This is a genomic window from Streptomyces bottropensis ATCC 25435 (assembly GCF_000383595.1).
GTDB lineage: Bacteria > Actinomycetota > Actinomycetes > Streptomycetales > Streptomycetaceae > Streptomyces > Streptomyces bottropensis.
Window position 1 is genome coordinate 3,193,033 of record NZ_KB911581.1, and the last position, 21,550, is coordinate 3,214,582.

Genomic DNA, 21,550 nt, shown 5'->3' on the forward strand with positions numbered 1-21,550 from the left:
CCGTCAGCCGTCCGTCTCGGGGGCGTAGGTGCCGAAGCTCCAGACATTGCCCTCGGCGTCCCGGGCCATGTAGTCCCGTGAGCCGTACTCCTGGTCCGTCGGGGGCGTCAGGATCTCCACGCCGTGCTCCACGGCCCGCCGGTGGTGGGCGTCCAGCTCGTCGGCGGACACGACGATGTACACCCCGGCGGGCCCCGCGCCCTTCATCGCGCCGTCGAAGACGCTGCCGCTGCCCTTGGAGCCGACCATCACCGCGCCGTTGCCCTGCGTCAGCTCCGCGTGCTGCACCACACCGTCCTCGCCCTCGTAGACCGACAGCTCGGTGAAGCCCAACGCCTCCGTGAGCTGTCTGATGGCGGCCTTGGCGTCCGCGTACAGCAGCGTCGGATAGACGCTCGGACGTCCGTCGCTCCTGCCCGTCATACCGATCACGACCTCTCCGTCGTCCGGAACACGCCCTGCGGCTCAGTTTCGCACCCGCCACCGACAACGCCCCGTACGCCGGTGACCGAGACCACGTGATCCCTTGTCATACGGGCGATAAACCGCTTGCCGCCCCCAGTTAGAATCGGCCCATGGCCATTCTCCTCGCGCATTAGACGGCGGGAACGTCCTCAGCCGCCCACCCGCCACCTCCGATCCGCCCTGGAGTCTGTCCGTGATCTCCGCCTCCGCCGTCGAGCTGCGCGCCGGTGCCCGCGTCCTCATCGAGTCCGCCACCTTCCGCATCGCCAAGGGCGACCGCATCGGCCTGGTCGGCCGCAACGGCGCCGGCAAGACCACCCTCACCAAGTGCCTGGCCGGCGAGGGCATGCCGGCCGGCGGCACCATCACCCGCTCCGGCGAGGTCGGCTACCTCCCGCAGGACCCACGCACCGGCGACCTCGACGTCCTCGCCCGCGACCGCATCCTCTCCGCGCGCGGCCTCGACGTACTGATCCGCAAGATGCGCGACAACGAGCAGCGGATCGCAGTCGGCCAGGGCGCCACCCGGGAGAAGGCGCTGAAGCAGTACGAGCGCCAGGAGACGGAGTTCCTCACCAAGGGCGGGTACTCCGCCGAGGCCGAGGCCGCCACCATCGCCGCCGCGCTGAACCTGCCCGACCGGGTGCTCGGCCAGCCGCTGCACACCCTCTCCGGCGGTCAGCGTCGCCGTATCGAGCTGGCCCGGATCCTCTTCTCCGACGCCGACACCCTGCTCCTCGACGAGCCGACCAACCACCTCGACGCCGACTCGATCGTCTGGCTGCGGGACTACCTGAAGACCTACCGCGGCGGCTTCATCGTGATCTCCCACGACGTCGACCTGGTCGAGACGGTCGTCAACAAGGTGTTCTACCTCGACGCCAACCGCGCCGAGATCGACGTCTACAACATGGGCTGGAAGCTGTACCAGCAGCAGCGCGAGGCCGACGAGAAGCGCCGCAAGCGGGAGCGGCAGAACGCCGAGAAGAAGGCCGCCGCGCTGCACTCGCAGGCCGACAAGATGCGCGCCAAGGCCACCAAGACCGTCGCCGCGCAGAACATGGCCAAGCGCGCCGACCGGCTGCTCGCCGGCCTCGACGCGGTCCGGGTCTCCGACAAGGTCGCCAAGCTGCGCTTCCCGGACCCCGCGCCCTGCGGCAAGACCCCCCTCATGGCCGAGGGCCTGTCGAAGTCGTACGGCTCGCTGGAGATCTTCACCGACGTCGACCTGGCCATCGACAAGGGCTCCCGGGTCGTCATCCTCGGCCTCAACGGCGCCGGCAAGACCACCCTCCTGCGTCTGCTCGGCGGTGTGGAGAAGCCCGACACCGGCGAGGTGATCGAGGGCCACGGCCTCAAGCTCGGCTACTACGCGCAGGAGCACGAGACCCTCGACCCGGAGCGCACGGTCCTGGAGAACATGCGCTCCGCCTCCCCGGACCTGGACCTGGTCGAGATCCGCAAGACGCTCGGCTCGTTCCTGTTCTCCGGCGACGACGTCGACAAGCCGGCCGGGGTCCTCTCCGGCGGCGAGAAGACCCGCCTCGCGCTCGCGACCCTGGTGGTGTCGTCCGCGAACGTCTTGCTCCTCGACGAGCCGACGAACAACCTCGACCCCGCCAGCCGCGAGGAGATCCTCGGCGCGCTGCGCACCTACAAGGGCGCGGTCGTCCTCGTCACCCACGACGAGGGTGCGGTCGAGGCGCTCCAGCCGGAGCGGATCATCCTGCTGCCGGACGGCGTCGAGGACCTGTGGGGCGCGGACTACGCGGATCTCGTCGCGCTCGCCTGAGCGAACGGCCGATCGAATGGGCCGACCGCTCGGGTTGATCAACTGCCTCTGGATCATTCGGCCCATCCGTGATCCATCATCTGTGTGAGATCTCCTCGTACCGAGGTGTGTCCTACATCGATTTCACGGCCGAGTCCTTCCGTGCGAAGGGCTCGGCCGTGGTGCGTCTCTGACCTGGCACTTCGCAGAACAACCCGTTCGGGTCTACGGACAACGCTGGGCGGAATCACAGGTTCCGCTCGTGAGTACGCGCTCCTGTCGTCACAACCTTGTCCCACGGACCTTGCCGAATGGGTGGCCATCACGCCCCGGAGGGGTGATCATGAGGAGACCAGAGCGCACTTCCCATGAGGAGGACCGGGTGGCCGAGACTCTGAAGAAGGGCAGCCGGGTAACCGGCGCCGCGCGCGACAAGCTCGCGGCAGACCTGAAGAAGAAGTACGACTCCGGTGCGAGCATTCGGGCGCTGGCCGAGGAAACCGGTCGCTCGTATGGCTTCGTACACCGGATGCTCAGCGAATCGGGTGTCACGCTCCGAGGGCGTGGCGGCGCGACGCGGGGCAAGAAAACCGCCTCGGCCTGACGCGCCGGGCGGCCCATCGGCTTCGATGGTGGCCACCCGGTCGGTCGTCCCCCCAGAGCTCTAAAGGGACCTGGGGGGACCCACAGATCGACCGGGTGGTTACTGTGCAGTCACTTAGCAATGTTTCATCGCTCTGCTGACCGCACTCATCGGAGGCGCCCCATGGCTTCGCTCGAACCGCTGCTCGACCAGGACGGCGTACGGCTCACCGTCGACGACGCCATCGCCACGGTGACGCTGACCAATCCGGCCAAGCGCAACGCGCAGAGCCCCGCTCTGTGGCGGGCGCTCACCGAGGCCGGACGGTCGGTGCCGGGCTCCGTCCGTGTGGTCGTGCTGCGGGCCGAGGGCAAATCGTTCTCCGCCGGCCTCGACCGGCAGATGTTCACGCCCGAAGGCATCGAAGGGGAGCCGTCCTTCGTCGATCTCGCGCGTCGTGACGACGCCGGGCTCGACTCGATCATCGCCGAGTTCCAGGAGGCGTTCACCTGGTGGCGGCGCAACGACATCGTGTCCATCGCCGCCGTGCAGGGACACGCCGTCGGTGCGGGCTTCCAGCTCGCCCTCGCCTGTGATCTGCGCGTCGTCGCCGACGACGTGCAGTTCGCCATGCTCGAAACTAGCCTCGGGCTCGTGCCCGACCTCACGGGGACGCATCCGCTGGTCGGCCTCGTCGGGTACGCCCGCGCGCTGGAGATCTGTCTCACCGGACGCTTCGTCACGGCGGAGGAGGCGCAGCGGATCGGGCTCGCCAACCTCGCGGTCCCCGGCGACCAGCTCGCCGACGCGGTGCGGGACCTGGCCGCCGCGCTGGTGTCCGCGCCGCGCGACGCCGTGGTCGAGACGAAGGCGCTGCTGCGAGGAGCGGTGGGCCGGGACTACGACCAGCAGCGCGCGGCGGAGCGGGCGGCCCAGGCACGGCGCCTGCGGGACCTCGCGGGGATCGCTCAGTAACCGGCACCCCGGCACCCCGCATCCGGCGCGACGTGTGCACCGAGTCGGCGAACGCGATCCACGGCGGTCAGACCAGGGCGGCCCCGCCTGTCACCGCGGTGACGAGCACCGCCACCGTCGGGTGGTCCGGCATCGCCTCGCCCACCGCCACCCGGACCTCGCGTGCCGCGTCCAGGGCCCGCCGTTCCTCCGTCACCACCAGTTCCACGAGGACATGACGGCGGGGGAGGGCGGGCCCCGTCGTGCCCGGAGCGCCGAGGACGGTGGTGAGGCGGCCGACGCCCGGGACCGCGAGCCCCGCGGCGGCGGCGCGCGCCTGCTCGTCGTCGCCCGTGGGCGTAGCGGGGGGCGCCGACGGGGGCGCGGAGGGCGGGGGGACCGCCTGCTCGTCGTCCTCCAGCAGATGGGTCAGCCGTAGATCCACCTCGGCCACCCGCAGGCCGATGCGTTCCCGGGCCGTGGTGGCGAGGACGGTCCGCAGACGGGCCGCCGTCGCGGGGAAGGGCTCGGCGGCCGGGCCCGCCAGGGCCGCGAAATCGGCTGTGACGCGCAGCGGGCCGCACGGGAGCGCGCTCGGCGGCGGGGGCACCGCCGCCTCGCTCCCGTCGACGTCGGCCGACGAGACGCGCAGCGGGCCGAGACTCAGCCCCCGCAGCGCCGCGGCCGCGCCGCGCAGCACCGATTCCACGGCCCGCTCCGTGATCCACGCGCCGTCCTGCGGGCCGCCCAGGGGGAGCACGCGGCCCGTCCCGAGGTGCCGGCGTACCGCTTTCGTCCACCTGTCCGACGTCATTCCTCCAGCCTGCCCCATCCCCGGCGCGCGGCGCTGCAACCGCGCTTACTGTGGGTTGAGGGGGACGACCGGAAGGGACGTACGGCATGACTGACATGACGGAGCGGAACCGGACGGAAGGGCCCGACACCACCAAGGAGTCGCCACAGGTCGGGCGGCGGACCACCCGGCGCGGTGGCGGGGATCCCGCGGGCCGGGGGCGTACGACCATCGCCGACGGCGTCGTGGAGAAGATCGCCGGACTCGCCGCGCGGGAGGTCGTGGGCGTCCATGCCATGGGCAGCGGACTGTCACGGACCTTCGGGGCCGTGCGGGACCGGGTGCCCGGCGGAGCCAAGTCCGTGACCCGGGGTGTGAAGGTCGAGGTCGGCGAGGTGCAGACCGCGCTGGACCTGGAGATCGTCGTCGATTACGGGGTGTCCATCGGTGATGTGGCCCGCGATGTGCGCGAGAACGTCGTCGCGGCCGTCGAGCGGATGACCGGGCTGGAGGTCGTCGAGGTCAACATCGCGGTCAGCGATGTGAAGCTGCCGGAGGAGGAGGACGAGGAGCCCGAGTCCCGCCTGCAGTGAGCGGGGCCCGGCCGTCGAGCACCCGGCCCACCACGTACGTCAGGAGTCTTTGAAGTGTCTAGGAGCGCAGGATGAGCTTGGCCATGATCGGCATGATCGCCGGCATGGCGCTGGGCTTCGCCGGGTACTTCGGCGGATTCGGCGCCTTCCTGCTGGTGGCCGCGCTGGGCGCCGTCGGCTTCGTCGTCGGCCGGTTCCTGGCGGGTGACCTGGAACTGGGCGACTTCTTCCGCCCACGTGACGACCGACGCCGATGAACCCGCCTGACAGCGGCCGCCCCGCGGAGCGCGGGGCCGTCGAGCCCGGTGAGCGCGGGGCGATCCGGATCGCCGACCGGGTGGTCGCGAAGATCGCCGCGCAGGCGGCGCGCGAGGCACTGGTGGCGCCGACGCCGGGCTCCGCGCCCCCGAACGCCACCGTCCTCGTCCATCACGAGACCGCGCGCGTGACGGTCAGTCTCGGGCTCCCCTACCCCTCGGACATCGGGGGCCAGTGCGCCGCGGTGCGTCGGCATGTCGTCGAGCGGGTAGGGACGTTGGCGGGAATGCACGTGTCGGAGGTGGCCGTCCACGTCGAACGGCTGCACCCGGCGCATGCACACGACGTGGCACAGGCGAGGACGCGATGAGCGAACCCGAGCGCTCCGAAGGCACCACGCGACGACTACCCGTCATCGAGAAGGCCGACGACACCGACGGCACGGGCGCGGACGGGAGGACCGCCGACCGCGAGTCCGACCAGTCGGCGTCCGCCGCCGCGTACGACCCGCCGCTGGTCCGCGACGGCGAGAACGGCGCGGAGAAACGCTTCTGGTCCGCGCGCAGAATCCCCGCGGGCATCCTCGCCGCCGTGCTCCTGGCGGGTCTCGGCCTGCTGCTGTACGACGTCGTCGCCGTCCGCGCCGGCCGGCCCGCCATGGCATGGCGCCGTTCGCTGGCCCGGGAACTGGCCGAGCGCCCCCTCGACGACATCTGGGTGCTCGTCGGCGCCTCGGTCGCCGTACTCCTCGGCCTCTGGCTGCTGGTGCTCGCCGCGACCCCCGGACTGCGTGACGTCCTGCCGATGCGGCGCGTCCACCCCCGGGTACGGGCCGGACTGCACCGGGACGCCGCCGCGCTGGCCCTGCGCGACCGGGCCATGGAGGTGTCCGGGGTGCAGTCCGTACGGGTCCGGGCGGGCCGCAGGCGGGTCGACGTCCGCGCGGTGTCCCACTTCCGGGAACTCGACGAGGTACGGGCCGACCTGGACGTCATGCTCGCCGACGGCATCCGGGGGCTCGGCCTGTCCCGGCCGCCCGCTCTGTCGGTGCATGTCCGCCGGCCCGGCCGGAAGGGGTGAGCGCGATGCTGAGGATCGTCGACCGGGTGCTGCTCGCAGTCGTCGGGCTCGTGCTGGTGGTGGTCGGCGGCGCCGTCCTCGCCGTCGGACTGGGCGTGGACCCGCCCTCGTGGTGGCCGCACGACGGCAAGAAGGACGTCCTGCTCAGCGAAGCCGACCGCACCCGGTGGCACGACTCCGGCTGGTGGTGGCCCACCGTCATCGCCGTGCTCGCCGTTCTGGTCCTGCTCGCCCTGTGGTGGCTGACGGCGGTCCTGCGGCGCCACCGCCTCGCCGAGGTGCTCGTCGACACCGGCGACGGCGAGGGCGCGTTGCTGCGCGGACGGGCACTGGAGGGCGTGCTCACCACCGAGGCCGCCGAGGCGGACGGTGTCGAACGGGCCCACACCCGCCTGACGGGGCGCCGCAACGCCCCCGAGGCCCGGGTCCGCCTCCTCCTCCAGCCCCATGTGAACCCGGGCGACGCCCTGCGCACTCTGACGTCCCAGGCCCTGACCCATGCCAAGGACTCGGCCGGACTGGCCGCGCTCCCGGCGGAGGTCGCACTGCGCGCGGCCAGGCACCGTGCCCAGAGGGTGAGCTGACGACCCGCCCCGCGGTCGGCTCTCGCCGACGGGGTCGCGACGGGTTCCCGCGGGGCGGTCAGAACCCGTGCCGCATCCCGCCGTCCACCGGCAGCATGATCCCCGTCAGATAGGACGCGGCCGGGGACAGCAGGAAGGCGCCGGCCCGCCCGAACTCCTCCGGTCGCCCGTACCGCCGCAGCGGGATCCGCGACTCGTGCGCGGCCCGCGTCGCCTCCGGGTCCGCCGACAGCCCGTCCAGCTCACGCACCCGGTCCGTGTCGATACGGGCCGGGAGCAGACCCACGACCCGGATGCCCCGCGGCCCCAGTTCGTCGGAGAGCGACTTGGCGAACCCGGCCAGCCCCGGCCGCAGCCCGTTCGAGATGGTCAGCCCGGGGATCGGCTCGTGCACGGACCCGGACAGCACGAACCCGATGACACCGCCCTCGCCCAGCTCCTCGGCCGCGGCCCGCGCCAGCCGGACCGCCCCCAGGAACACCGACTCGAACGCGGCGGTCCACTGCTCGTCCGTGTTGTCGGCGACGAACCCGGGCGCCGGCCCGCCCACGCTGACCAGGATGCCGTCGAAGCGCCCGAAGCGTTCGCGCGCGGCGGCGATCAGCAGCCCGGCGGCCCCGGGGTCGGCGTTGTCCACGGCGACGCCCACCGCGTTCCCCCCGAGCGCGGCCACCGCCGCCCCGACGCTCTCCTCCTCGCGGCCCGTGACGACCACCTTCGCGCCGTCGGCGACGAGTTCGCGCGCGACCGCGTGACCCAGTCCGCGGGTCGCTCCGGTGACGATGTAGACACGGTCCTTCAGCCCAAGATCCATGGCCCTATCCTGCCTCCTTCCCGTCGAAGAGGGCGAGGGCGGTGCCCACGAGACCGACGTGGCTGAACGCCTGGGGGAAGTTCCCGAGCTGCCGGCCCGCGACGGGGTCGTACTCCTCCGCCAGCAGCCCCACGTCGTTGACCAGCCCCACGAGCCGTTCGAACAGCTCGCGCGCCTCGGCCGTGCGGCCCGTCAGATGCAGTGCGTCCGCCAGCCAGAACGAACAGACGAGGAACGCGCCCTCGCCGCCCGGCAGGCCGTCGACGGAGGTGGTCGCGGCCGTGCGGTGGTCCAGGCCGTAGCGGCGGACCAGCCCTTCGTGGCTCAGCTCCGCGCGGATCGCGTCGACGGTGCCGACGACCCGGGGGTCGTCCGGCGGCAGGAAGCCCATGAGGGGGATGAGCAGCAGCGAGGCGTCGAGTTCGCGGGAGCCGTAGGACTGGGTGAAGGTGCCCCGCTCGGGGTCGTAGGCCCGGTCGCAGACCTCGCGGTGGATCTCGTCGCGCAGGGCCCGCCATCCTTCGAGGTCGCCGCCGGTCAGCGTCGGGTCGTCCTCCAGGGTGCGCACGGCCCGGTCGGCGGCCACCCAGCACATCACCTTGGAGTGCGTGAAGTGACGGCGCGGCCCGCGCACCTCCCACAGCCCCTCGTCCGGCTTGCGCCAGGCCGAGCGCAGGTACTCCATCAGCGCGCACTGCATCCGCCACATGTCGGGCTTGTCGGGCAGGCCCGCACGCCGTGACACGAACACGGAGTCGATGACCTCGCCGTACACGTCCAGCTGCAGCTGCCGTACGGCGTCGTTGCCGACCCGGACCGGGCGCGAGTCCTCGTAACCGGACAGCCAGTGCAGGTCGTACTCGGGGATGCGGCGCTCACCGGCCAGGCCGTACATGATCTGCAGGTCGGCCGGGTCGCCCGCGGCCGCGCGGAGCAGCCAGTCGCGCCAGGCCCCTGCCTCCTCCTGGTAGCCGCAGGACAGCAGCGCGCCGAGGGTGAGGGTGGAGTCGCGCAGCCAGCAGTGGCGGTAGTCCCAGTTGCGGACGCCGCCGATCTCCTCGGGCAGGGAGGTGGTGGCGGCCGCGACGATCCCGCCGGTCGGGGCGTAGGTGAGCGCCTTGAGGGTGATCAGGGAGCGGACCACGGTGTCCCGGTGCGGGCCGGTGTACCGGCAGCGCGCCGCCCAGGCCCGCCAGTCGTGCAGGCTCGTCTCCAGCGACTCGTACGGGTCGACGAGGCGGGGCCGGGGCTCGTGCGAGGGATGCCAGGTCAGCACGAACGCGACCTTCTCGCCCGGTCCGACCGTGAACTCCGCGTACGTGGCGCGGTCCTCGCTCCACGACCGCACCCCGGGTTCGCTGCGCAGCCACACCGCGTCCGGGCCGGCGACCGCCACGCGGTGACCGTCCGACCTGCGCATCCACGGCACGGCCGAGCCGTAGTCGAAGCGCAGGCGCACGGTGCTGCGCATGGTCACCCGGCCGGACACACCCTCCACGATCCGTACGACGTCGGGGGAGCGGTCGCGCTGCGGCATCAGGTCGGTGACCCGTACCGCGCCCTCCTCGGTCTCCCACTCGGTGTCGAGGACGAGCGAGTCGTGCCGGTACGCCCGCCGCGTGCACGTCCCCCCTTCTCGGGGCGCGATCGTCCAGTGCCCGTTCTCCTGGTCGCCGAGCAGCGCGGCGAAGCAGGCGGCCGAGTCGAAGCGGGGCAGGCAGAGCCAGTCGATGGAACCCTGGCGGTTCACCAGCGCGGCCGTCTGGTGGTCGCCGATCAGCGCGTAGTCCTCGATGGGGGGGTGCACGGGGTGCGGGTTCCCGGACCCGGGGGTGATCAATCCGGCGGGATCCGGAAGGGGAGGGTCAGCCCGGTCCCGCCCCCGCCGTCGTCCCTCCCGTTTCGGAGAAGATCACCCCGGAGCCGGAGGGGGCCTGGTTGAGGACCCACAGGCCGAGCAGGGTGGCGAGGGTGAAGACCACGAGGACGAGGACCGCGAGGACGAGGCGGCGGCGGCGTTCGCGGCGGAGCCAGTCGCCGCGGGCCGTGCGGTAGGCGTCCGGGGCGGCGTGGACGCCGCCCGCCAGTGCGGCGAGCGCCTCGGCCAGCTCCCGCTCGGTGCGGTCCCGGCCGGTGTCGTTGCCGGTGGTGTCGTTCATCGCCGGGCCTCCATCGCCTGGGTCAGGGCGGCGAGGCCGCGTGCGGTGTGGGTCTTGACCGAGCCGCAGGAGATCCCCATCGCGGCCGCGATCTCGCTCTCCTTCAGCCCCAGCCAGTGGCGCAGCACGAGCGCCTCCCGCTGCCGGGCGGGCAGGTGCTGGAGCGCGCCGATCAGCACCCGCTGGTCGTCGTGGAGCAGCGCGGTGCTCTCGGCGGAGGCGACCGGCTCCTCGGCCGCGGGCGTCTCGACATGTCTGCGGGCGACCTGGAGGTGCCGTATCCGCATCCGGGTCAGATTGCAGACCGTGGACCGCAGATACGCCTCCGCCGCCTCGGCGTCCCTGAGGCGCCGCCACTTGCGGTAGATCTGGTAGTACGCCTCGGCCACCACGTTCTCGGGGTCGTCGGCGCCCAGCAGCACCGCGAGCCGCAGCATCGAGGAGTAGTGCAGCTCGAACAGCCGGGCGACGCCGGCCTCGCGCTCCACGTCGGCGGGATCACCGAGGGCGCCCGGCGGCATGGCCTGGTTCGGGACCAGGCCCGGCTGCGGTATCAGGGGTTCGGCGGCGGCCGGGGCCGGCACCGGGCTCCGGGGCCCGGCGGCGGTCACGGGTCCGGAAACGGCCGGGGGCACCGGCACACGTAGGTGCTGTCTGCGTCTCACGGGTTGTTCGCTCCCGTCTCGGGGCGCCGCCTGACGGTCAGGCGGGACGGTAGGTCGGTCGCGTCGGCGCCGCGCGGGACACCGAGCCGTTCGAGGACCGCGGTGCCGACGACGGCGACGGTCAGATTGAGCAGGAGCGCGAGCAGGCCGGCGTAGATCTCCAGCGAGCCGCCGCCCAGGAGCACGATGGACGAGAACCCCTCGCGCACCACCAGGAACGTGCCGGTCGCCATGCCCACGCCCCATCCGGCGAGCAGGGCCCGGGGGTGCAGCCGCCCCGTGAAGAGGCCGACCGCCACCGCCGGGAAGATCTGCAGGATCCACACCCCGCCGAGGAGCTGGAGGTTGATGGCGTCCTGGTCGCGCAGTCCGAACACGAACGCCACCGCCCCCACCTTCGCGGTCAGCGACACCGCTTTGGCGATGCGCACCTGGCGCTTGGGTGTGGCGGTGGGCTGGAAGTACTCGACGTACACGTTGCGGACGAAGCCGGTGGCGGCCGCGATCGACATCACCGCCGCCGGGACCAGCGCGCCCACGGTGATCGCGCCGAACACCAGTCCGGCCAGCGGTGCCGGCATCAGCCGGTCCACCAGCATCGGCACGGCCGCCTCCGCGCCGCCCTCGGGTGCCCGCACCCCGGACGCGAGCGCCGCGATCCCGAGGAAGCCGAAGAGGGCCAGCAGCCCCGTCCAGGCGGGCAGCGCCACCGCGACCTTGCGGACCGTGCGCGGCCCGTCGGCGGCGAACCCGGCGGTGAGGACGTGCGGGTACATCAGCAGGGCCAGCGCCGAGCCGAGCGCGAGGGTGGCGTAGGCGGGCTGCTGTTCGGGGGCCAGCAGGAGGGCGGACCCCTCGACACCGGTGCCGCCGAGCCGCCGCGCCGCCCCCTCGAAGACCGCGCCCGGACCGCCGAACCGTTCCAGCACCAGCCAGCACACGGCGGTCAGCGACACGAAGACGGCCACCGCCTTCAGCGCCGAGATCACGGCGGGGGCCCGCAGCCCGTGCCGGTACGTCGCCACCGCGAGCCCCGCGAACAGCGCGACCATGACGAGGTCACCGGCCGCGCCCTTCGGATAGACGCCCCCGGCCGTCAGCACGGCCCTGATGCCGAGCAGCTGCAACGCCAGATAGGGCATCGTCGCGAGGATCCCGGTCAGCGCCACCACCAGGGCGAGCGGCGCCGAACCGTACCGCCCGCGCACGAAGTCCCCGGCCGTCACATAGCCGTGCCGCCGGGCCACCTCCCACAGCCGGGTCAGCAGGACGAAGGCCAGCGGGCAGACGATCACCGTGTACGGCACCGCGAAGAAGGCGGGCGCCCCGTTGCCGTACGCGAGGCCGGGCACGGCGGTGAAGGTGTACGCGGTGAAGATCGTGCCGCCCAGCAGCAGCCAGGTCCACACCGGGCCGAGGCTACGGTCGGCCAGCGCCCAGCTCTCCAGCGAGGGCAGCCGGTCGGTGGGGCGCAGCCGGCGCGCGGTGACGGCGAGCAGCGACGCTCCGCCGATCACGGCGAGGAACGTCGCGGTCATGGCAGCGTCCGCCATGGGTCACCGTCCTTGGTGTGCCTGGGCCCTCGCGTGTTGGTTGCGCGGACGGCCGGTTCGGAGGACACGAAGCGGCGGGAAATCTTCTGGAAATTCGGTGTCAACCGGATCCGGCGGGTGGGCAACTCTTGCACAGACCCACAGCGATCGGGAGAGGAGCACAGCCCATGGAACCCCACACTCACCAGCGGCTACGGCACGTCGCGACCGCCGTCCTGCTTCTCGCCCCGGCCGCCGGACTGCTGTGGGTGCCCTGGTACGCCGGCGCGGAGCCCCGGCTCGCGGGCACACCGTTCTTCTACTGGTACCAGCTCGCCTGGGTCCCGGGATGCGGCCTGTGCCTGCTCGCCGCGTACGCGCTGACCGACCGCCGTCGTCCGCGAGGACAGCGCTCGGACGGACAGCACTCCGAGCGACATCCCTGAGCCGCCCCCGCCCCACTCCTCCCTGCCGCACGCACACCCGTTGACATCAGGAGCCGCCATGTCCACCTCAGCCATGCCCGAATCCGGTCCCGAGACCCCGGAGAAATCCCGTATGTCGCCCAGATCGATCGCCCTGTGGATATCCGTGGCCCTCGTCGGCGCCATCGGCTGGGCCGTGCTCGCGCTGTCCCGGGGCGAGGAGATCTCGGCGGTCTGGCTGCTCATGGCGGCCCTCGGTTCGTACGCGATCGGCTACCGCTTCTACTCGCGGTTCATCGCCCGCCGGGTCCTGCGGCTCGACGACACCCGCGCCACGCCGGCCGAACGCCTGGAGGACGGTGTCGACTACCACCCCACCGACAAGCGGGTGCTGTTCGGCCACCACTTCGCGGCCATCGCGGGCGCAGGCCCGCTCGTCGGACCGGTGCTGGCGGCCCAGATGGGCTATCTGCCGGGGACGATCTGGATCATCGCGGGTGTGATCTTCGCAGGTGCGGTGCAGGACATGATCGTCCTGTTCCTCTCCATGCGACGGGACGGCAAGAGCCTCGGCCAGATGGCCCGGGACGAGATCGGCAAGGTCGGCGGGGCCGCCGCGCTGATCGGCGTCTTCGCCATCATGATCATCCTGCTCGCGGTCCTCGCGATGGTCGTCGTCAACGCCCTCGCCGAGTCCGCCTGGGGCACCTTCTCGGTCACCATGACCATCCCGATCGCCCTCTTCATGGGCTTCTACCTGCGTTATCTGCGCCCCGGCCGGGTCGTGGAGACCAGCTTCATCGGCGTCGCCCTGCTGCTGCTCGCCATCCTCGGCGGCGGCTGGATCCAGGACTCCTCGCTCGCCGAGTACTTCGTCTGGAGCCCCGAGACCCTGGTCTTCTGCCTGGTCGGCTACGGCTTCGTCGCCTCCGTGCTCCCCGTGTGGATGCTGCTGGCCCCGCGCGACTACCTCTCCACCTTCATGAAGGTCGGCACCATCGCCCTGATGGCCGTCGGTGTCGTCATCGCCGCCCCGAACCTCCGCGCCGAGCCGGTCACCGAGTTCGCCCACACCGGCGCCGGACCGGTCTTCGCCGGTTCCCTCTTCCCGTTCCTCTTCATCACCATCGCCTGCGGCGCCCTGTCCGGCTTCCACGCCCTGGTCTCCTCCGGCACCACGCCGAAGCTGATCCAGAAGGAGTCGCAGGTCCGGATGATCGGCTACGGCTCCATGCTCACGGAGTCCTTCGTCGCCGTCATGGCCCTCATCGCCGCATGCGTCCTCGAACCCGGCCTCTTCTACGCCATGAACTCCCCGGCCGCGCTGCTCGGCCCGACCGTCGACACCGCCGCCGAGGCGGTCAAGAACCTCGGCTTCACCATCACCCCGGAACAGCTCACCGCGGCGGCCAAGGCGGTCGAGGAGGAGACCCTCGTCGGCCGCTCCGGCGGCGCGCCCACCCTGGCCGTCGGCATGTCGGAGATCTTCGCCGGGGTCTTCGGCGGCGCCGGGATGAAGGCCTTCTGGTACCACTTCGCGATCATGTTCGAGGCCCTGTTCATCCTCACCACGGTCGACGCCGGCACCCGTGTGGGCCGCTTCATGCTGCAGGACATGCTCGGCAACGTCTGGAAGCCGATCGGCCGCGTCACCTGGAAGCCGGGCATCTGGATCACCAGCGCCATCGTCGTCGGCGCCTGGGGCTACTTCCTGTACGCCGGTGTCACCGACCCCCTGGGCGGCATCAAGCAGCTGTTCCCGCTGTTCGGCATCGCCAACCAGCTGCTTGCCGCGGTCGCCCTCGCCGTCACCACCACCGTGCTCATCAAGACCGGCAAACTGCGCTGGGCCTGGGTCACCGGCATCCCGCTGGCCTGGGACGTGGCCGTCACCTTCACCGCCGGCTGGCAGAAGATCTTCTCGGACAACCCGGCGATCGGCTTCTTCGCCCTGCGGGACAAGTACGCGGCCGCCATCGACAAGGGCGACCTCCTGCCCGGCGCCACGAACATGGACGACATGCACACGATCGTCACCAACAACACGGTCGACGGCGTGATCATGGCGATCTTCCTGATCCTGGTCCTCACGGTCCTGGTCAACTGCGCCGTGGTGTGCGTCCGCGCCGTACGCTCCCCGGTCCCGCTGCCGTCGACCGAGGCTCCGTACGTCGAGTCGCGCATCGGCGCGGAGAACCCCGAGAAGCAACTGGTGGGGGCCCGCCGGTGACCGCCCGCCACTGGGTACGAACCGTCCGCTGGTACCTGCGGGAACTGACCGGAGAAGCGGAGTACGACCGCTACTGCGACCGCCACCGCCGTCACCACCCGAAGGCCCCGCTCCCGACCCGGCGGGAGTACGACGCCCTGCGCACCCGGCACCGGGAGGAGAACCCGGAGGGCCGCTGCTGCTGAGAACCACGGCCACCTGCCGAGCCGGCCCAGGGTGCGTTGTCGGGGGCGGGTGCGTGGGGGCCTCTCGCGCGGTTCCCCGCCCCCTGCAAGACCAGGACCAGGCCCTGCTTTTCAGGGGCGCGGGGAACCGCGCGAGAAGCACCACCGGGCCCGCACCCGGCAACGCACCCGAACCCACCCCACCGCGACCCCCGGATCCAGAGATGCTGAGACGCCGCCGACCCTCCCTCCTGATCCGCCCCGAACTCGACGACGACCCCTTGCGCAGGACCCTCACCGAACTCCGCCCCGCCCAGCAACTGCACGGCCTCGGCGCGGGCCGCACCCGCCCCGTATGGGAACCCGTGGCCGACCTCCTCCGCGCCACGGGCCGCGACTGGGACCGCCGCACCCACCGCATCGCCGTACTGGCCCGCCACCTGCCCGCGGCGATCCCGCAGCGCTGGACCGCCGACCGCCCGGGTGACGGGGACGCCCTCACCCTGCACGCCTGGGCCGCGGCGCACCGCACTCTCGCCACCGACCGCGCCGCCGTCCGCCACGCCGAACACGCCTGCCTGCGCGCGGCCGAGGCCGGCCCCGAGGACCCCACGCCCTGGCTGGCGCTGCTGTCGCTGATGGACACCTGCGCCGTACCGGTCGGGGAGGCCGTCCCCGCCTGGACGGAGGCCGTCGACCGGGCCCCCTGGCTCCGGACGGCCTACCACCGGCTCCTGCGCTACCTGTCGCCGCGCGGACACGGCACGGTCCCCGACATGATGGACTTCGCCTGGCAGGCCGCCGCCCGCGCACCCCACGGCTCACCGCTCGCCCTGCTCCCGGTGGCGGCCCGCGTCGAACTCATGGCGCACCGCCAGGACGGGACTCCGTTCGACGCCCTCGGCTCGGGCGGCGGGAACTGGCACGAGCCCCGGTCCGCCCACGAACTGAACCTGGCCCTCAAGAGCTGGTTCGACGTCGGCACCGCACCCCATGCCGAGGCGGTCACCGACCTCAACATCCTCGCGTTCGCCCTGACCCGCGCCCACCGTCCCGTGGAGGCCGCCCCCGTCTTCCAGCGCCTCGGCCGCCACATGACACCCCACCCGTGGGACCTGTTGCCCGAGCCGGAACGCACGTTCGCGTACTGGCGGGAGAGAGCGAGCGGTGGCCGGGGCCGGAGCTGAGACCCACCCCGGGACCACGCGCGTCTACGCCGGAGCGGACGCCGTCTCCCTTTCCTCCTGCGCCGCGGCGGTCGCGGCCTCCGCACGGTCGCGAAGCTCCCGGCGGACGAGGATGACGAAGCCGATCGGGACACCGAGGGCGAAGAGCCACCACTGCAGGGCGTAGGCGTAGTTCAGCGCGGCGTTCTCGTCACCGGGACTGCCGAGCTGCTCCGGGGCGTCGCCCTTCGGCTCGGGCGCCGTCTGCGCGAGGTAGCCGCCGAGCACCCGGACGCCGAGGCGGTCCGCCTCCCGCTCGCTGTCGATCAGCATGATCTGCCGGTCCGGCAGACCCTGGAGATCCTTGATGCCGCTCGCCTCGGTCGTCTCGTCCGGCATCAGCCGTCCCGTGACGGTGATCTCACCGGAGGCCGGGGCGGGGATCTTCGGGAACGCGGTCTGGCTCGGTCCGTCGGCCGGGATCCAGCCCCGGTTGACGAGCAGCACCTTGCCGTCGTCGAGCACGAACGGGGTCAGGACGTGGAAGCCGACCTCGTCGTCGGCGTTGACGCGGCGGCGGACGACGACCTCGTCGTCGGTGTCGAAGCGGCCCTTCGCGGTCACCGTGCGGTAGCGCTCGGCGCTGGTGACGGTGTGCCCGGGGGAGGTCAGCCGCTCCACGGGCACCGGCTTCGCGGCCAGCGCGTCGGCGACGAGCTGATTCCGGGCGCTGCGCTCCTCGTAGCGATGCATCTGCCAAATACCCAGCCTGACCATGGTCGGGATCAGGACGAGCGAGAGCAGCGTGAGGATCACCCACTGCCGGGACAACAGGAAGCGGTACACCCCACGACCGTACAACTCGGTCGTGGGGTGTGTTCGGGCGGGTGGGCGCTCGGACCCCGCGGGGCCCCGAGGGGGCGCGGTCAGACTTTGTCGACGATGCCCGCCTTCCCCTCGGCCCGCGCGCAGTGGGCGCCGCAGTACCAGTGGCCCTCGACCTCGACGCCCTGGCCGATGATCTGCACCCGGCAGTGCTCGCAGATGGGGGCCATGCGGTGGATCGCGCAGGAGAAGCAGTCGAAGACGTGCACCGCGCCCTGTGCGTGGATCTCGAAGGTCATGCCGTAGTCATTGCCGCAAACTTCGCATCTCGCCATGCGCCACAGGGTGAGCCGTCACCACCGCGCGGGCGAGCGGGCGGCGGGCGAGTCGCGCGTCAATCACCCATCCGTACGGCCGCCGCCGCGGGCCGCCGCGCCGCTCACCCGTCGGCGGGCTCGACATCACGCAGCAGCTGTCCGAACGCCGCCTCGTCCACGACCGGTGTCCCGTACTGCCGGGCCTTGACGACCTTCGACGTGTTCGAGTCCGGATCGTTGGTGACGAGCAGGCTGGTCACCCGGGACAGGCTGGTCGCCACGTGCAGCCCGGCCTCGATCGCGCGGTCCTCCAGCAGATCGCGTTCGATCGACGTGTCCCCGGAGAAGGCGACCCGCATGCCCTGCTTGAGCGGTTTGCCGTCTTCGTAACGCCCGGGGTTGGGGTGGGGGCAGGCGGGCCGCTTCCGTGCGGGCCGCCAACTGGTGGGCCGGTAGCTGCCGTGGCCGCCGGGGCCCGCCTGCTGTCCGATCCGGGGCGCGGCGGGGCTCCCCCGCCACTCGGTCAGCGGCCGGCACTCGTGCAGCGGGAGCCGTACGTTGCCCGCGGCGGCGACCCGCAGGCTCGGCCGGAACGCCTCCGCCAGCACCCGCGCGTCGTCCAGGGCGTGGTGCGCCCGCTGCTGGACCACCCCGAAGTGCGCCGCCAGCGACTCCAGTTTGTGGTTGGGCAACGGCAGGCCCAGCTCCTTCGACAGCGCGATCGTGCACAGCCGCTGCCGCACGGGTGCCTCGGTCTCCGCGCGCGCGTACTCGCGGGCGATCATCGACCAGTCGAACACCGCGTTGTGCGCGACGAGTACCCGGTCGGCGAGCCGCGACGAGAACTCCTGCGCGATCTCCCGGAAGAGCGGCGCCCCTTCGAGCACGTCACTGGTCAGCCCGTGGATCCACACCGGTCCCGGGTCCCGCTCCGGATTCACCAGCGTGTACCAGTGGTCCTCGACCTCGCCCCACGCGTCCAGTCTGTACACGGCCGCGGAGATTATCCGGTCGTCCCGGGACAGTCCGGTCGTCTCCACGTCGACGACCGCGTACCCCTGTGGGTACGCGGCCGGCCAAGGCGCCTGCGACGCTGCGGTCGTGTGGTCTTCGAGCATGGTCCCTGAGGATACGGGCCGCGACTGACAGCCTGTTACCGCGTCCGCGGGCGAGGCGGGTCGGGCTCGGTGCCGGACAACTCCGCACGGGCGCGCGGCAGTCGCCCGAGGCGCCGGCGCCCGACGGCGCTCGCGTCGTGGGCGGGGGAGCCCCGCCGACCGTGCGCCCCGTACCCCGTATTGGCGGAGGGCGCCAAGAAGCAAGCGCGTACCACCGGAAATACTTGTCAGTAACACCGTCTAGCCGCCGCCGACCAGCGGATCTACGGTGCCCACATGCCGAACCTGCCCGATGTCGTGCTGTGGTCGATACCCGCCTTCGTGCTGCTCACCGTGATCGAGGTGATCAGTGTCCGGATCCATCCGGACGACGATGCCGCCGGGTACGAGACGAAGGACGCCGCGACCAGTGTCGGCATGGGACTCGGGAGCCTCGCCTTCGACTTCCTCTGGAAGATCCCGATCGTCGCGATCTACACGGCCGTCCACGAGTTGACCCCGCTGCGCGTCCCCGTCCTGTGGTGGACGATCCCGCTGATGCTGCTCGCGCAGGACTTCTTCTATTACTGGTCGCACCGCGGCCACCATGTGATCCGGATCCTCTGGGCCTGTCACGTGGTCCACCACTCCAGCCGCAGGTTCAACCTGACCACCGCCCTGCGGCAGCCCTGGACGACGCTGACCGTCTGGCCCTTCTACGTCCCGCTCGTCGCCCTCGGCGTGCACCCGGCCGCGCTCGCCTTCTGCTCCTCCGCCAACCTCGTCTACCAGTTCTGGATCCACACCGAGCGGATCGGGAAGCTGCCCCGCGCGTTCGAGTTCGTGTTCAACACGCCCTCGCACCACCGGGTCCACCACGCCTCCCAGGGCGGTTACCTGGACCGTAACTTCGGCGGCATCCTCATCGTCTGGGACCGGCTCTTCGGGTCCTTCGTGGAGGAGACCGAGCGGCCGGTGTATGGGCTGACGAAGAACATCGGCACGTTCAACCCGCTGCGGGTCGCCACCCACGAGTACGTCTCCATCGCCAGGGACCTGAAGCGGGCGAGCGGTTGGGGCGAGCGGGCGGGCCGGGTCTTCCGCGGGCCCGGTTGGCAGCCCGCACAGCCGCCCGAGCGCGCCGCGGCGGCCGAGCAGGACGCGGCGGCCGGCCGGGGCGCGGCCGCCGTCGAGGAGACCGTCGCGTGAGACGACCGGACGGGGCGACCGCCCTCCTCGTCGCCTTCGGGACCGCCGCCGTGGTCGACCTCGGTGCCCTCGCCCTCGGCCTCACCCCCGGGCACACCGTCGCCAAGCCCCTGCTGATGCCGTTGCTCGCGGCGTACGCGTACACGCGCGGTGCGCCCCGACCGCTGCTCGCGGCCCTGCTGTTCGGCTGGGGCGGCGATGTCCTGCTCCTCTCCGACGCCGAACCGGCCTTCCTCGCGGGGATGGCCTCCTTCGCCGCGGGCCACGTCTGCTATCTCGTCCTGTTCGGGAGGTCAGACCGGCCCAGGAGGTCCGGCCGGCCCAGCCGACTCGCGTACGCCGTCGGGTACGGCCTCGCCCTGGTCGCCGCCGTCGCGAGTCTGTGGCCCGGTCTGCCGGCGGACCTGCGGCTCCCCGTCGCCGGTTACAGCGCCCTGCTGACCACGATGGCGTGGGCCGCCACACGGCTCGGGCTCCTCGCGGGGCTCGGCGGCGCGCTCTTCGTGGTGTCGGACATGCTCATCGCGACCGGCGTGGCCGACTGGCCGCAGCCGCCCCGCCCCGACCTGTGGATCATGCTCACCTATCTGGCGGCCCAGTACCTGCTGGTCCGTGGCGCCCTCGGCAGCCCCGGCGACCGGCACCCGGCCACCCCGGAGTACGACACGGCGAACCCGCTCTGACCGAACCGAACGGCGAGATCCCCGACCACCCTTCGCACCGCGGACGCCAGCCGCCGCTCACCAGCGGATCGGCACCGGCAGTGCGGTCAGCAGCGCCGACACCGCGACGACCGCGGCCAGTACGGCCACCTCGGCGCGGGCGAAGGCGCCGGCGTCGGGCCGGCCGCCGGCCGGGTGGCGCAGGCGTTGCCGGGCTCGCAGGGCGAGGGCGGCGACCGCGGTGACCAGGAGCACCTTGGCCAACAGGGCGCGTCCGTACGCCGTTTCCGTCAGCTGGTCCAGGGCCGTGCCCGGTGGCAGGCGGCGCAGTGTGCTCCACACGCCGGTGGCGGTGACGGCGGCCAGCAGGAGCGCGGCCACGCGCGCGTAGCGGCCCAGCAACGTGGTGCCCGCCCGCGTCGAGCGCCACGCGCGCGTGCGCAGCGTCCGCAGGACGTGCAGCAGTCCGCCCGCCCACAGCGCCGCGCACGTCAGATGCACCAGGGTCAGGCCGGTGCCGACGAGCGGGCTGTCCTCGGTGGCGGGGTGCGCCCGCAGGGCCTCCGCGACGACGAGCGCGGCCAGGGGCAGCGTCTGGGCGGCCGGCCTGCGGGACAGCGCGAGCAGCCCGGCCGCCGCGAAGGCGTTCACCTCCAGCAGCGCGAGTCTGCCGTCCCGGGTCGCGTACAGCCCGCCCACGTCCAGGTCGGCGGGGGAGTACGGCACCAGATTGCCCGTGGCCACCACCGAGGCAAGCCCCGACGCGGCCACGAATCCCGCCACCGCCGCCCAGGGCGCCCAACTGGGCGGCGCCTCCTGCGAGGCGCCCGGCACCCGCCGCGCCAGCCACCCCACGAACAGCTCGCCCACCGGCACGCACAGCGCCGCCAGCAGCACCGCCCGCAGCAGCGCGACGCCCCCGGCCCCGGGCGCCCCGGCCTCACCCGTACCGGCCAGCGCCGCACGCGGTCCGAGCAGGGGGATCAGCGCACCCGCGCCCACCAGGACGAGCACGACGACCGTCCTGCCGGCCCGGCCTCCGGGCCGGCAGGACACTCGCCCGGCACTGTGCTCGGGCTCGTCCGCCCCCGCCTCCGTCGCCTCAGTGGTCCCACTCGTCAGGCTCACCCCGAAAAGTTCACCAGTCGCACCAGAACCATGCAAGTGCCGGAAAACAACTGGCAGTTCGACATTGCCCCCATAC

25 protein-coding genes are annotated in these 21,550 nt (G+C 72.3%); 14 read left to right on the plus strand and 11 right to left on the minus strand.

The annotated features are described in order from the left end of the window. Positions 1 to 3 precede the first annotated feature (3 nt). On the minus strand, positions 4 to 432 hold the full coding sequence (locus STRBO_RS0114035) for a VOC family protein (protein WP_005477685.1): 429 nt from the start codon (positions 430 to 432) through the stop codon (positions 4 to 6). A gap of 226 nt (positions 433 to 658) precedes the next feature. Between STRBO_RS0114035 and STRBO_RS0114040 the strand changes: the two genes are divergently transcribed. From STRBO_RS0114040 to STRBO_RS0114055, 3 genes are all read left to right on the plus strand, one after another. After that, entirely contained in the window at positions 659 to 2,257 is a 1,599-nt protein-coding gene (locus STRBO_RS0114040) for an ABC-F family ATP-binding cassette domain-containing protein (protein ID WP_005477684.1), read from the plus strand. 361 nt (positions 2,258 to 2,618) lie between these two features. Continuing rightward, a complete protein-coding gene (locus tag STRBO_RS0114050; protein WP_005477683.1) occupies positions 2,619 to 2,840 on the plus strand; it encodes a helix-turn-helix domain-containing protein in 222 nt (73 codons plus the stop codon). 162 nt (positions 2,841 to 3,002) lie between these two features. Then, positions 3,003 to 3,794 (plus strand): enoyl-CoA hydratase/isomerase family protein, encoded by a 792-nt coding sequence (locus STRBO_RS0114055; protein ID WP_005477682.1) that lies wholly within the window; start codon positions 3,003 to 3,005, stop codon positions 3,792 to 3,794. A 67-nt stretch (positions 3,795 to 3,861) separates the two neighbouring features. Here the strand turns inward: STRBO_RS0114055 and STRBO_RS0114060 are convergent, their stop codons facing one another. Continuing rightward, on the minus strand, positions 3,862 to 4,587 hold the full coding sequence (locus STRBO_RS0114060) for a hypothetical protein (RefSeq protein WP_005477681.1): 726 nt from the start codon (positions 4,585 to 4,587) through the stop codon (positions 3,862 to 3,864). An 86-nt stretch (positions 4,588 to 4,673) separates the two neighbouring features. Between STRBO_RS0114060 and STRBO_RS0114065 the strand changes: the two genes are divergently transcribed. From STRBO_RS0114065 to amaP, 5 genes are all read left to right on the plus strand, one after another. Beyond that, entirely contained in the window at positions 4,674 to 5,159 is a 486-nt protein-coding gene (locus STRBO_RS0114065; RefSeq protein WP_005477680.1) for an Asp23/Gls24 family envelope stress response protein, read from the plus strand. A 71-nt stretch (positions 5,160 to 5,230) separates the two neighbouring features. Beyond that, a complete protein-coding gene (locus STRBO_RS0114070; RefSeq protein WP_005477679.1) occupies positions 5,231 to 5,416 on the plus strand; it encodes a hypothetical protein in 186 nt (61 codons plus the stop codon). Continuing rightward, on the plus strand, positions 5,413 to 5,787 hold the full coding sequence (locus tag STRBO_RS0114075; RefSeq protein WP_005477678.1) for an Asp23/Gls24 family envelope stress response protein: 375 nt from the start codon (positions 5,413 to 5,415) through the stop codon (positions 5,785 to 5,787). Before STRBO_RS0114070 ends, STRBO_RS0114075 begins: the two co-directional genes overlap by 4 nt. Beyond that, positions 5,784 to 6,497, plus strand: a complete 714-nt coding sequence (locus STRBO_RS0114080) for a DUF6286 domain-containing protein (RefSeq protein ID WP_005477677.1) — start codon at positions 5,784 to 5,786, stop codon at positions 6,495 to 6,497. Before STRBO_RS0114075 ends, STRBO_RS0114080 begins: the two co-directional genes overlap by 4 nt. Before the next feature lie 5 nt (positions 6,498 to 6,502). Then, positions 6,503 to 7,081: an alkaline shock response membrane anchor protein AmaP gene (gene amaP / locus STRBO_RS0114085; RefSeq protein ID WP_020114342.1), complete on the plus strand. Its 579-nt coding sequence runs from the start codon at positions 6,503 to 6,505 to the stop codon at positions 7,079 to 7,081. Between the two features lie 58 nt (positions 7,082 to 7,139). On the opposite strand, the gene STRBO_RS0114090 is transcribed toward amaP, so the two are convergent. Genes STRBO_RS0114090 through STRBO_RS0114110 form a run of 5 tightly spaced genes read right to left on the minus strand, consistent with a single transcriptional unit; the run spans position 7,140 to position 12,272 of the window. Beyond that, on the minus strand, positions 7,140 to 7,895 hold the full coding sequence (locus tag STRBO_RS0114090) for an SDR family oxidoreductase (RefSeq protein ID WP_005477674.1): 756 nt from the start codon (positions 7,893 to 7,895) through the stop codon (positions 7,140 to 7,142). 4 nt (positions 7,896 to 7,899) lie between these two features. Further along, complete coding sequence (locus tag STRBO_RS0114095) at positions 7,900 to 9,702, minus strand: glycoside hydrolase family 15 protein (RefSeq protein WP_020114343.1); 1,803 nt, start codon at positions 9,700 to 9,702, stop codon at positions 7,900 to 7,902. 58 nt (positions 9,703 to 9,760) lie between these two features. Then, positions 9,761 to 10,054 carry a hypothetical protein gene (locus STRBO_RS0114100; RefSeq protein WP_005477672.1) on the minus strand — a complete coding sequence of 98 codons (294 nt, stop codon included), beginning with the start codon at positions 10,052 to 10,054 and terminating at the stop codon, positions 9,761 to 9,763. After that, positions 10,051 to 10,719: a SigE family RNA polymerase sigma factor gene (locus tag STRBO_RS0114105; protein WP_028796641.1), complete on the minus strand. Its 669-nt coding sequence runs from the start codon at positions 10,717 to 10,719 to the stop codon at positions 10,051 to 10,053. Before STRBO_RS0114105 ends, STRBO_RS0114100 begins: the two co-directional genes overlap by 4 nt. After that, the gene (locus tag STRBO_RS0114110) at positions 10,716 to 12,272 is read right to left on the minus strand and encodes a sodium:solute symporter family protein (RefSeq protein ID WP_020114344.1); all 1,557 of its coding nucleotides are present in this window, start codon (positions 12,270 to 12,272) and stop codon (positions 10,716 to 10,718) included. Before STRBO_RS0114110 ends, STRBO_RS0114105 begins: the two co-directional genes overlap by 4 nt. Positions 12,273 to 12,439: 167 nt before the next feature. On the opposite strand from STRBO_RS0114110, the gene STRBO_RS0114115 reads away from it, so the two are divergent. The 4 genes from STRBO_RS0114115 to STRBO_RS0114130 all read left to right on the plus strand — a co-directional run bounded on the left by STRBO_RS0114115 (position 12,440) and on the right by STRBO_RS0114130 (position 16,257). Continuing rightward, complete coding sequence (locus STRBO_RS0114115) at positions 12,440 to 12,697, plus strand: DUF3311 domain-containing protein (RefSeq protein ID WP_005477669.1); 258 nt, start codon at positions 12,440 to 12,442, stop codon at positions 12,695 to 12,697. A 58-nt stretch (positions 12,698 to 12,755) separates the two neighbouring features. Continuing rightward, on the plus strand, positions 12,756 to 14,906 hold the full coding sequence (locus STRBO_RS0114120; protein ID WP_005477668.1) for a carbon starvation CstA family protein: 2,151 nt from the start codon (positions 12,756 to 12,758) through the stop codon (positions 14,904 to 14,906). After that, the gene (locus tag STRBO_RS0114125) at positions 14,903 to 15,091 is read left to right on the plus strand and encodes a YbdD/YjiX family protein (RefSeq protein ID WP_005477667.1); all 189 of its coding nucleotides are present in this window, start codon (positions 14,903 to 14,905) and stop codon (positions 15,089 to 15,091) included. The genes STRBO_RS0114120 and STRBO_RS0114125 overlap by 4 nt, the downstream gene beginning before the upstream one ends. 203 nt (positions 15,092 to 15,294) lie before the next feature. After that, a complete protein-coding gene (locus tag STRBO_RS0114130; protein ID WP_005477666.1) occupies positions 15,295 to 16,257 on the plus strand; it encodes a hypothetical protein in 963 nt (320 codons plus the stop codon). Between the two features lie 24 nt (positions 16,258 to 16,281). Here the strand turns inward: STRBO_RS0114130 and STRBO_RS0114135 are convergent, their stop codons facing one another. The 3 genes from STRBO_RS0114135 to STRBO_RS0114145 form a co-directional block, all read right to left on the minus strand. Beyond that, a complete protein-coding gene (locus STRBO_RS0114135) occupies positions 16,282 to 17,082 on the minus strand; it encodes an SURF1 family cytochrome oxidase biogenesis protein (RefSeq protein ID WP_005477665.1) in 801 nt (266 codons plus the stop codon). Between the two features lie 80 nt (positions 17,083 to 17,162). Continuing rightward, the gene (locus STRBO_RS0114140; RefSeq protein WP_078531414.1) at positions 17,163 to 17,396 is read right to left on the minus strand and encodes a hypothetical protein; all 234 of its coding nucleotides are present in this window, start codon (positions 17,394 to 17,396) and stop codon (positions 17,163 to 17,165) included. 104 nt (positions 17,397 to 17,500) lie between these two features. Then, on the minus strand, positions 17,501 to 18,496 hold the full coding sequence (locus STRBO_RS0114145) for a DEDDh family exonuclease (RefSeq protein WP_020114345.1): 996 nt from the start codon (positions 18,494 to 18,496) through the stop codon (positions 17,501 to 17,503). A 276-nt stretch (positions 18,497 to 18,772) separates the two neighbouring features. Between STRBO_RS0114145 and STRBO_RS0114150 the strand changes: the two genes are divergently transcribed. Both STRBO_RS0114150 and STRBO_RS0114155 read left to right on the plus strand, forming a co-directional pair. Next, on the plus strand, positions 18,773 to 19,684 hold the full coding sequence (locus STRBO_RS0114150; protein WP_005477661.1) for a sterol desaturase family protein: 912 nt from the start codon (positions 18,773 to 18,775) through the stop codon (positions 19,682 to 19,684). Further along, the gene (locus tag STRBO_RS0114155; protein ID WP_005477660.1) at positions 19,681 to 20,367 is read left to right on the plus strand and encodes a lysoplasmalogenase; all 687 of its coding nucleotides are present in this window, start codon (positions 19,681 to 19,683) and stop codon (positions 20,365 to 20,367) included. The genes STRBO_RS0114150 and STRBO_RS0114155 overlap by 4 nt, the downstream gene beginning before the upstream one ends. A gap of 57 nt (positions 20,368 to 20,424) precedes the next feature. On the opposite strand, the gene STRBO_RS0114160 is transcribed toward STRBO_RS0114155, so the two are convergent. Then, a complete protein-coding gene (locus STRBO_RS0114160) occupies positions 20,425 to 21,474 on the minus strand; it encodes a CopD family protein (protein ID WP_051085292.1) in 1,050 nt (349 codons plus the stop codon). Positions 21,475 to 21,550 lie beyond the last annotated feature (76 nt).

Bases quoted from the DNA above. Each gene is read 5' to 3' on its own strand.
- STRBO_RS0114150 (WP_005477661.1), top strand. From the start codon at position 18,773: ATGCCGAACCTGCCCGATGTCGTGCTGTGGTCGATACCCGCCTTCGTG.
- STRBO_RS0114070 (WP_005477679.1), top strand. From the start codon at position 5,231: ATGAGCTTGGCCATGATCGGCATGATCGCCGGCATGGCGCTGGGCTTC.
- STRBO_RS0114060 (WP_005477681.1), bottom strand. From the start codon at position 4,587: ATGACGTCGGACAGGTGGACGAAAGCGGTACGCCGGCACCTCGGGACG.
- STRBO_RS0114140 (WP_078531414.1), bottom strand. From the start codon at position 17,396: ATGGCGAGATGCGAAGTTTGCGGCAATGACTACGGCATGACCTTCGAG.
- STRBO_RS0114145 (WP_020114345.1), bottom strand. From the start codon at position 18,496: ATGCTCGAAGACCACACGACCGCAGCGTCGCAGGCGCCTTGGCCGGCC.
- STRBO_RS0114090 (WP_005477674.1), bottom strand. From the start codon at position 7,895: ATGGATCTTGGGCTGAAGGACCGTGTCTACATCGTCACCGGAGCGACC.
- STRBO_RS0114100 (WP_005477672.1), bottom strand. From the start codon at position 10,054: ATGAACGACACCACCGGCAACGACACCGGCCGGGACCGCACCGAGCGG.
- STRBO_RS0114065 (WP_005477680.1), top strand. From the start codon at position 4,674: ATGACTGACATGACGGAGCGGAACCGGACGGAAGGGCCCGACACCACC.
- STRBO_RS0114115 (WP_005477669.1), top strand. From the start codon at position 12,440: ATGGAACCCCACACTCACCAGCGGCTACGGCACGTCGCGACCGCCGTC.
- STRBO_RS0114075 (WP_005477678.1), top strand. From the start codon at position 5,413: ATGAACCCGCCTGACAGCGGCCGCCCCGCGGAGCGCGGGGCCGTCGAG.
- amaP (WP_020114342.1), top strand. From the start codon at position 6,503: ATGCTGAGGATCGTCGACCGGGTGCTGCTCGCAGTCGTCGGGCTCGTG.
- STRBO_RS0114055 (WP_005477682.1), top strand. From the start codon at position 3,003: ATGGCTTCGCTCGAACCGCTGCTCGACCAGGACGGCGTACGGCTCACC.
- STRBO_RS0114120 (WP_005477668.1), top strand. From the start codon at position 12,756: ATGTCCACCTCAGCCATGCCCGAATCCGGTCCCGAGACCCCGGAGAAA.
- STRBO_RS0114110 (WP_020114344.1), bottom strand. From the start codon at position 12,272: ATGGCGGACGCTGCCATGACCGCGACGTTCCTCGCCGTGATCGGCGGA.
- STRBO_RS0114130 (WP_005477666.1), top strand. From the start codon at position 15,295: ATGCTGAGACGCCGCCGACCCTCCCTCCTGATCCGCCCCGAACTCGAC.
- STRBO_RS0114080 (WP_005477677.1), top strand. From the start codon at position 5,784: ATGAGCGAACCCGAGCGCTCCGAAGGCACCACGCGACGACTACCCGTC.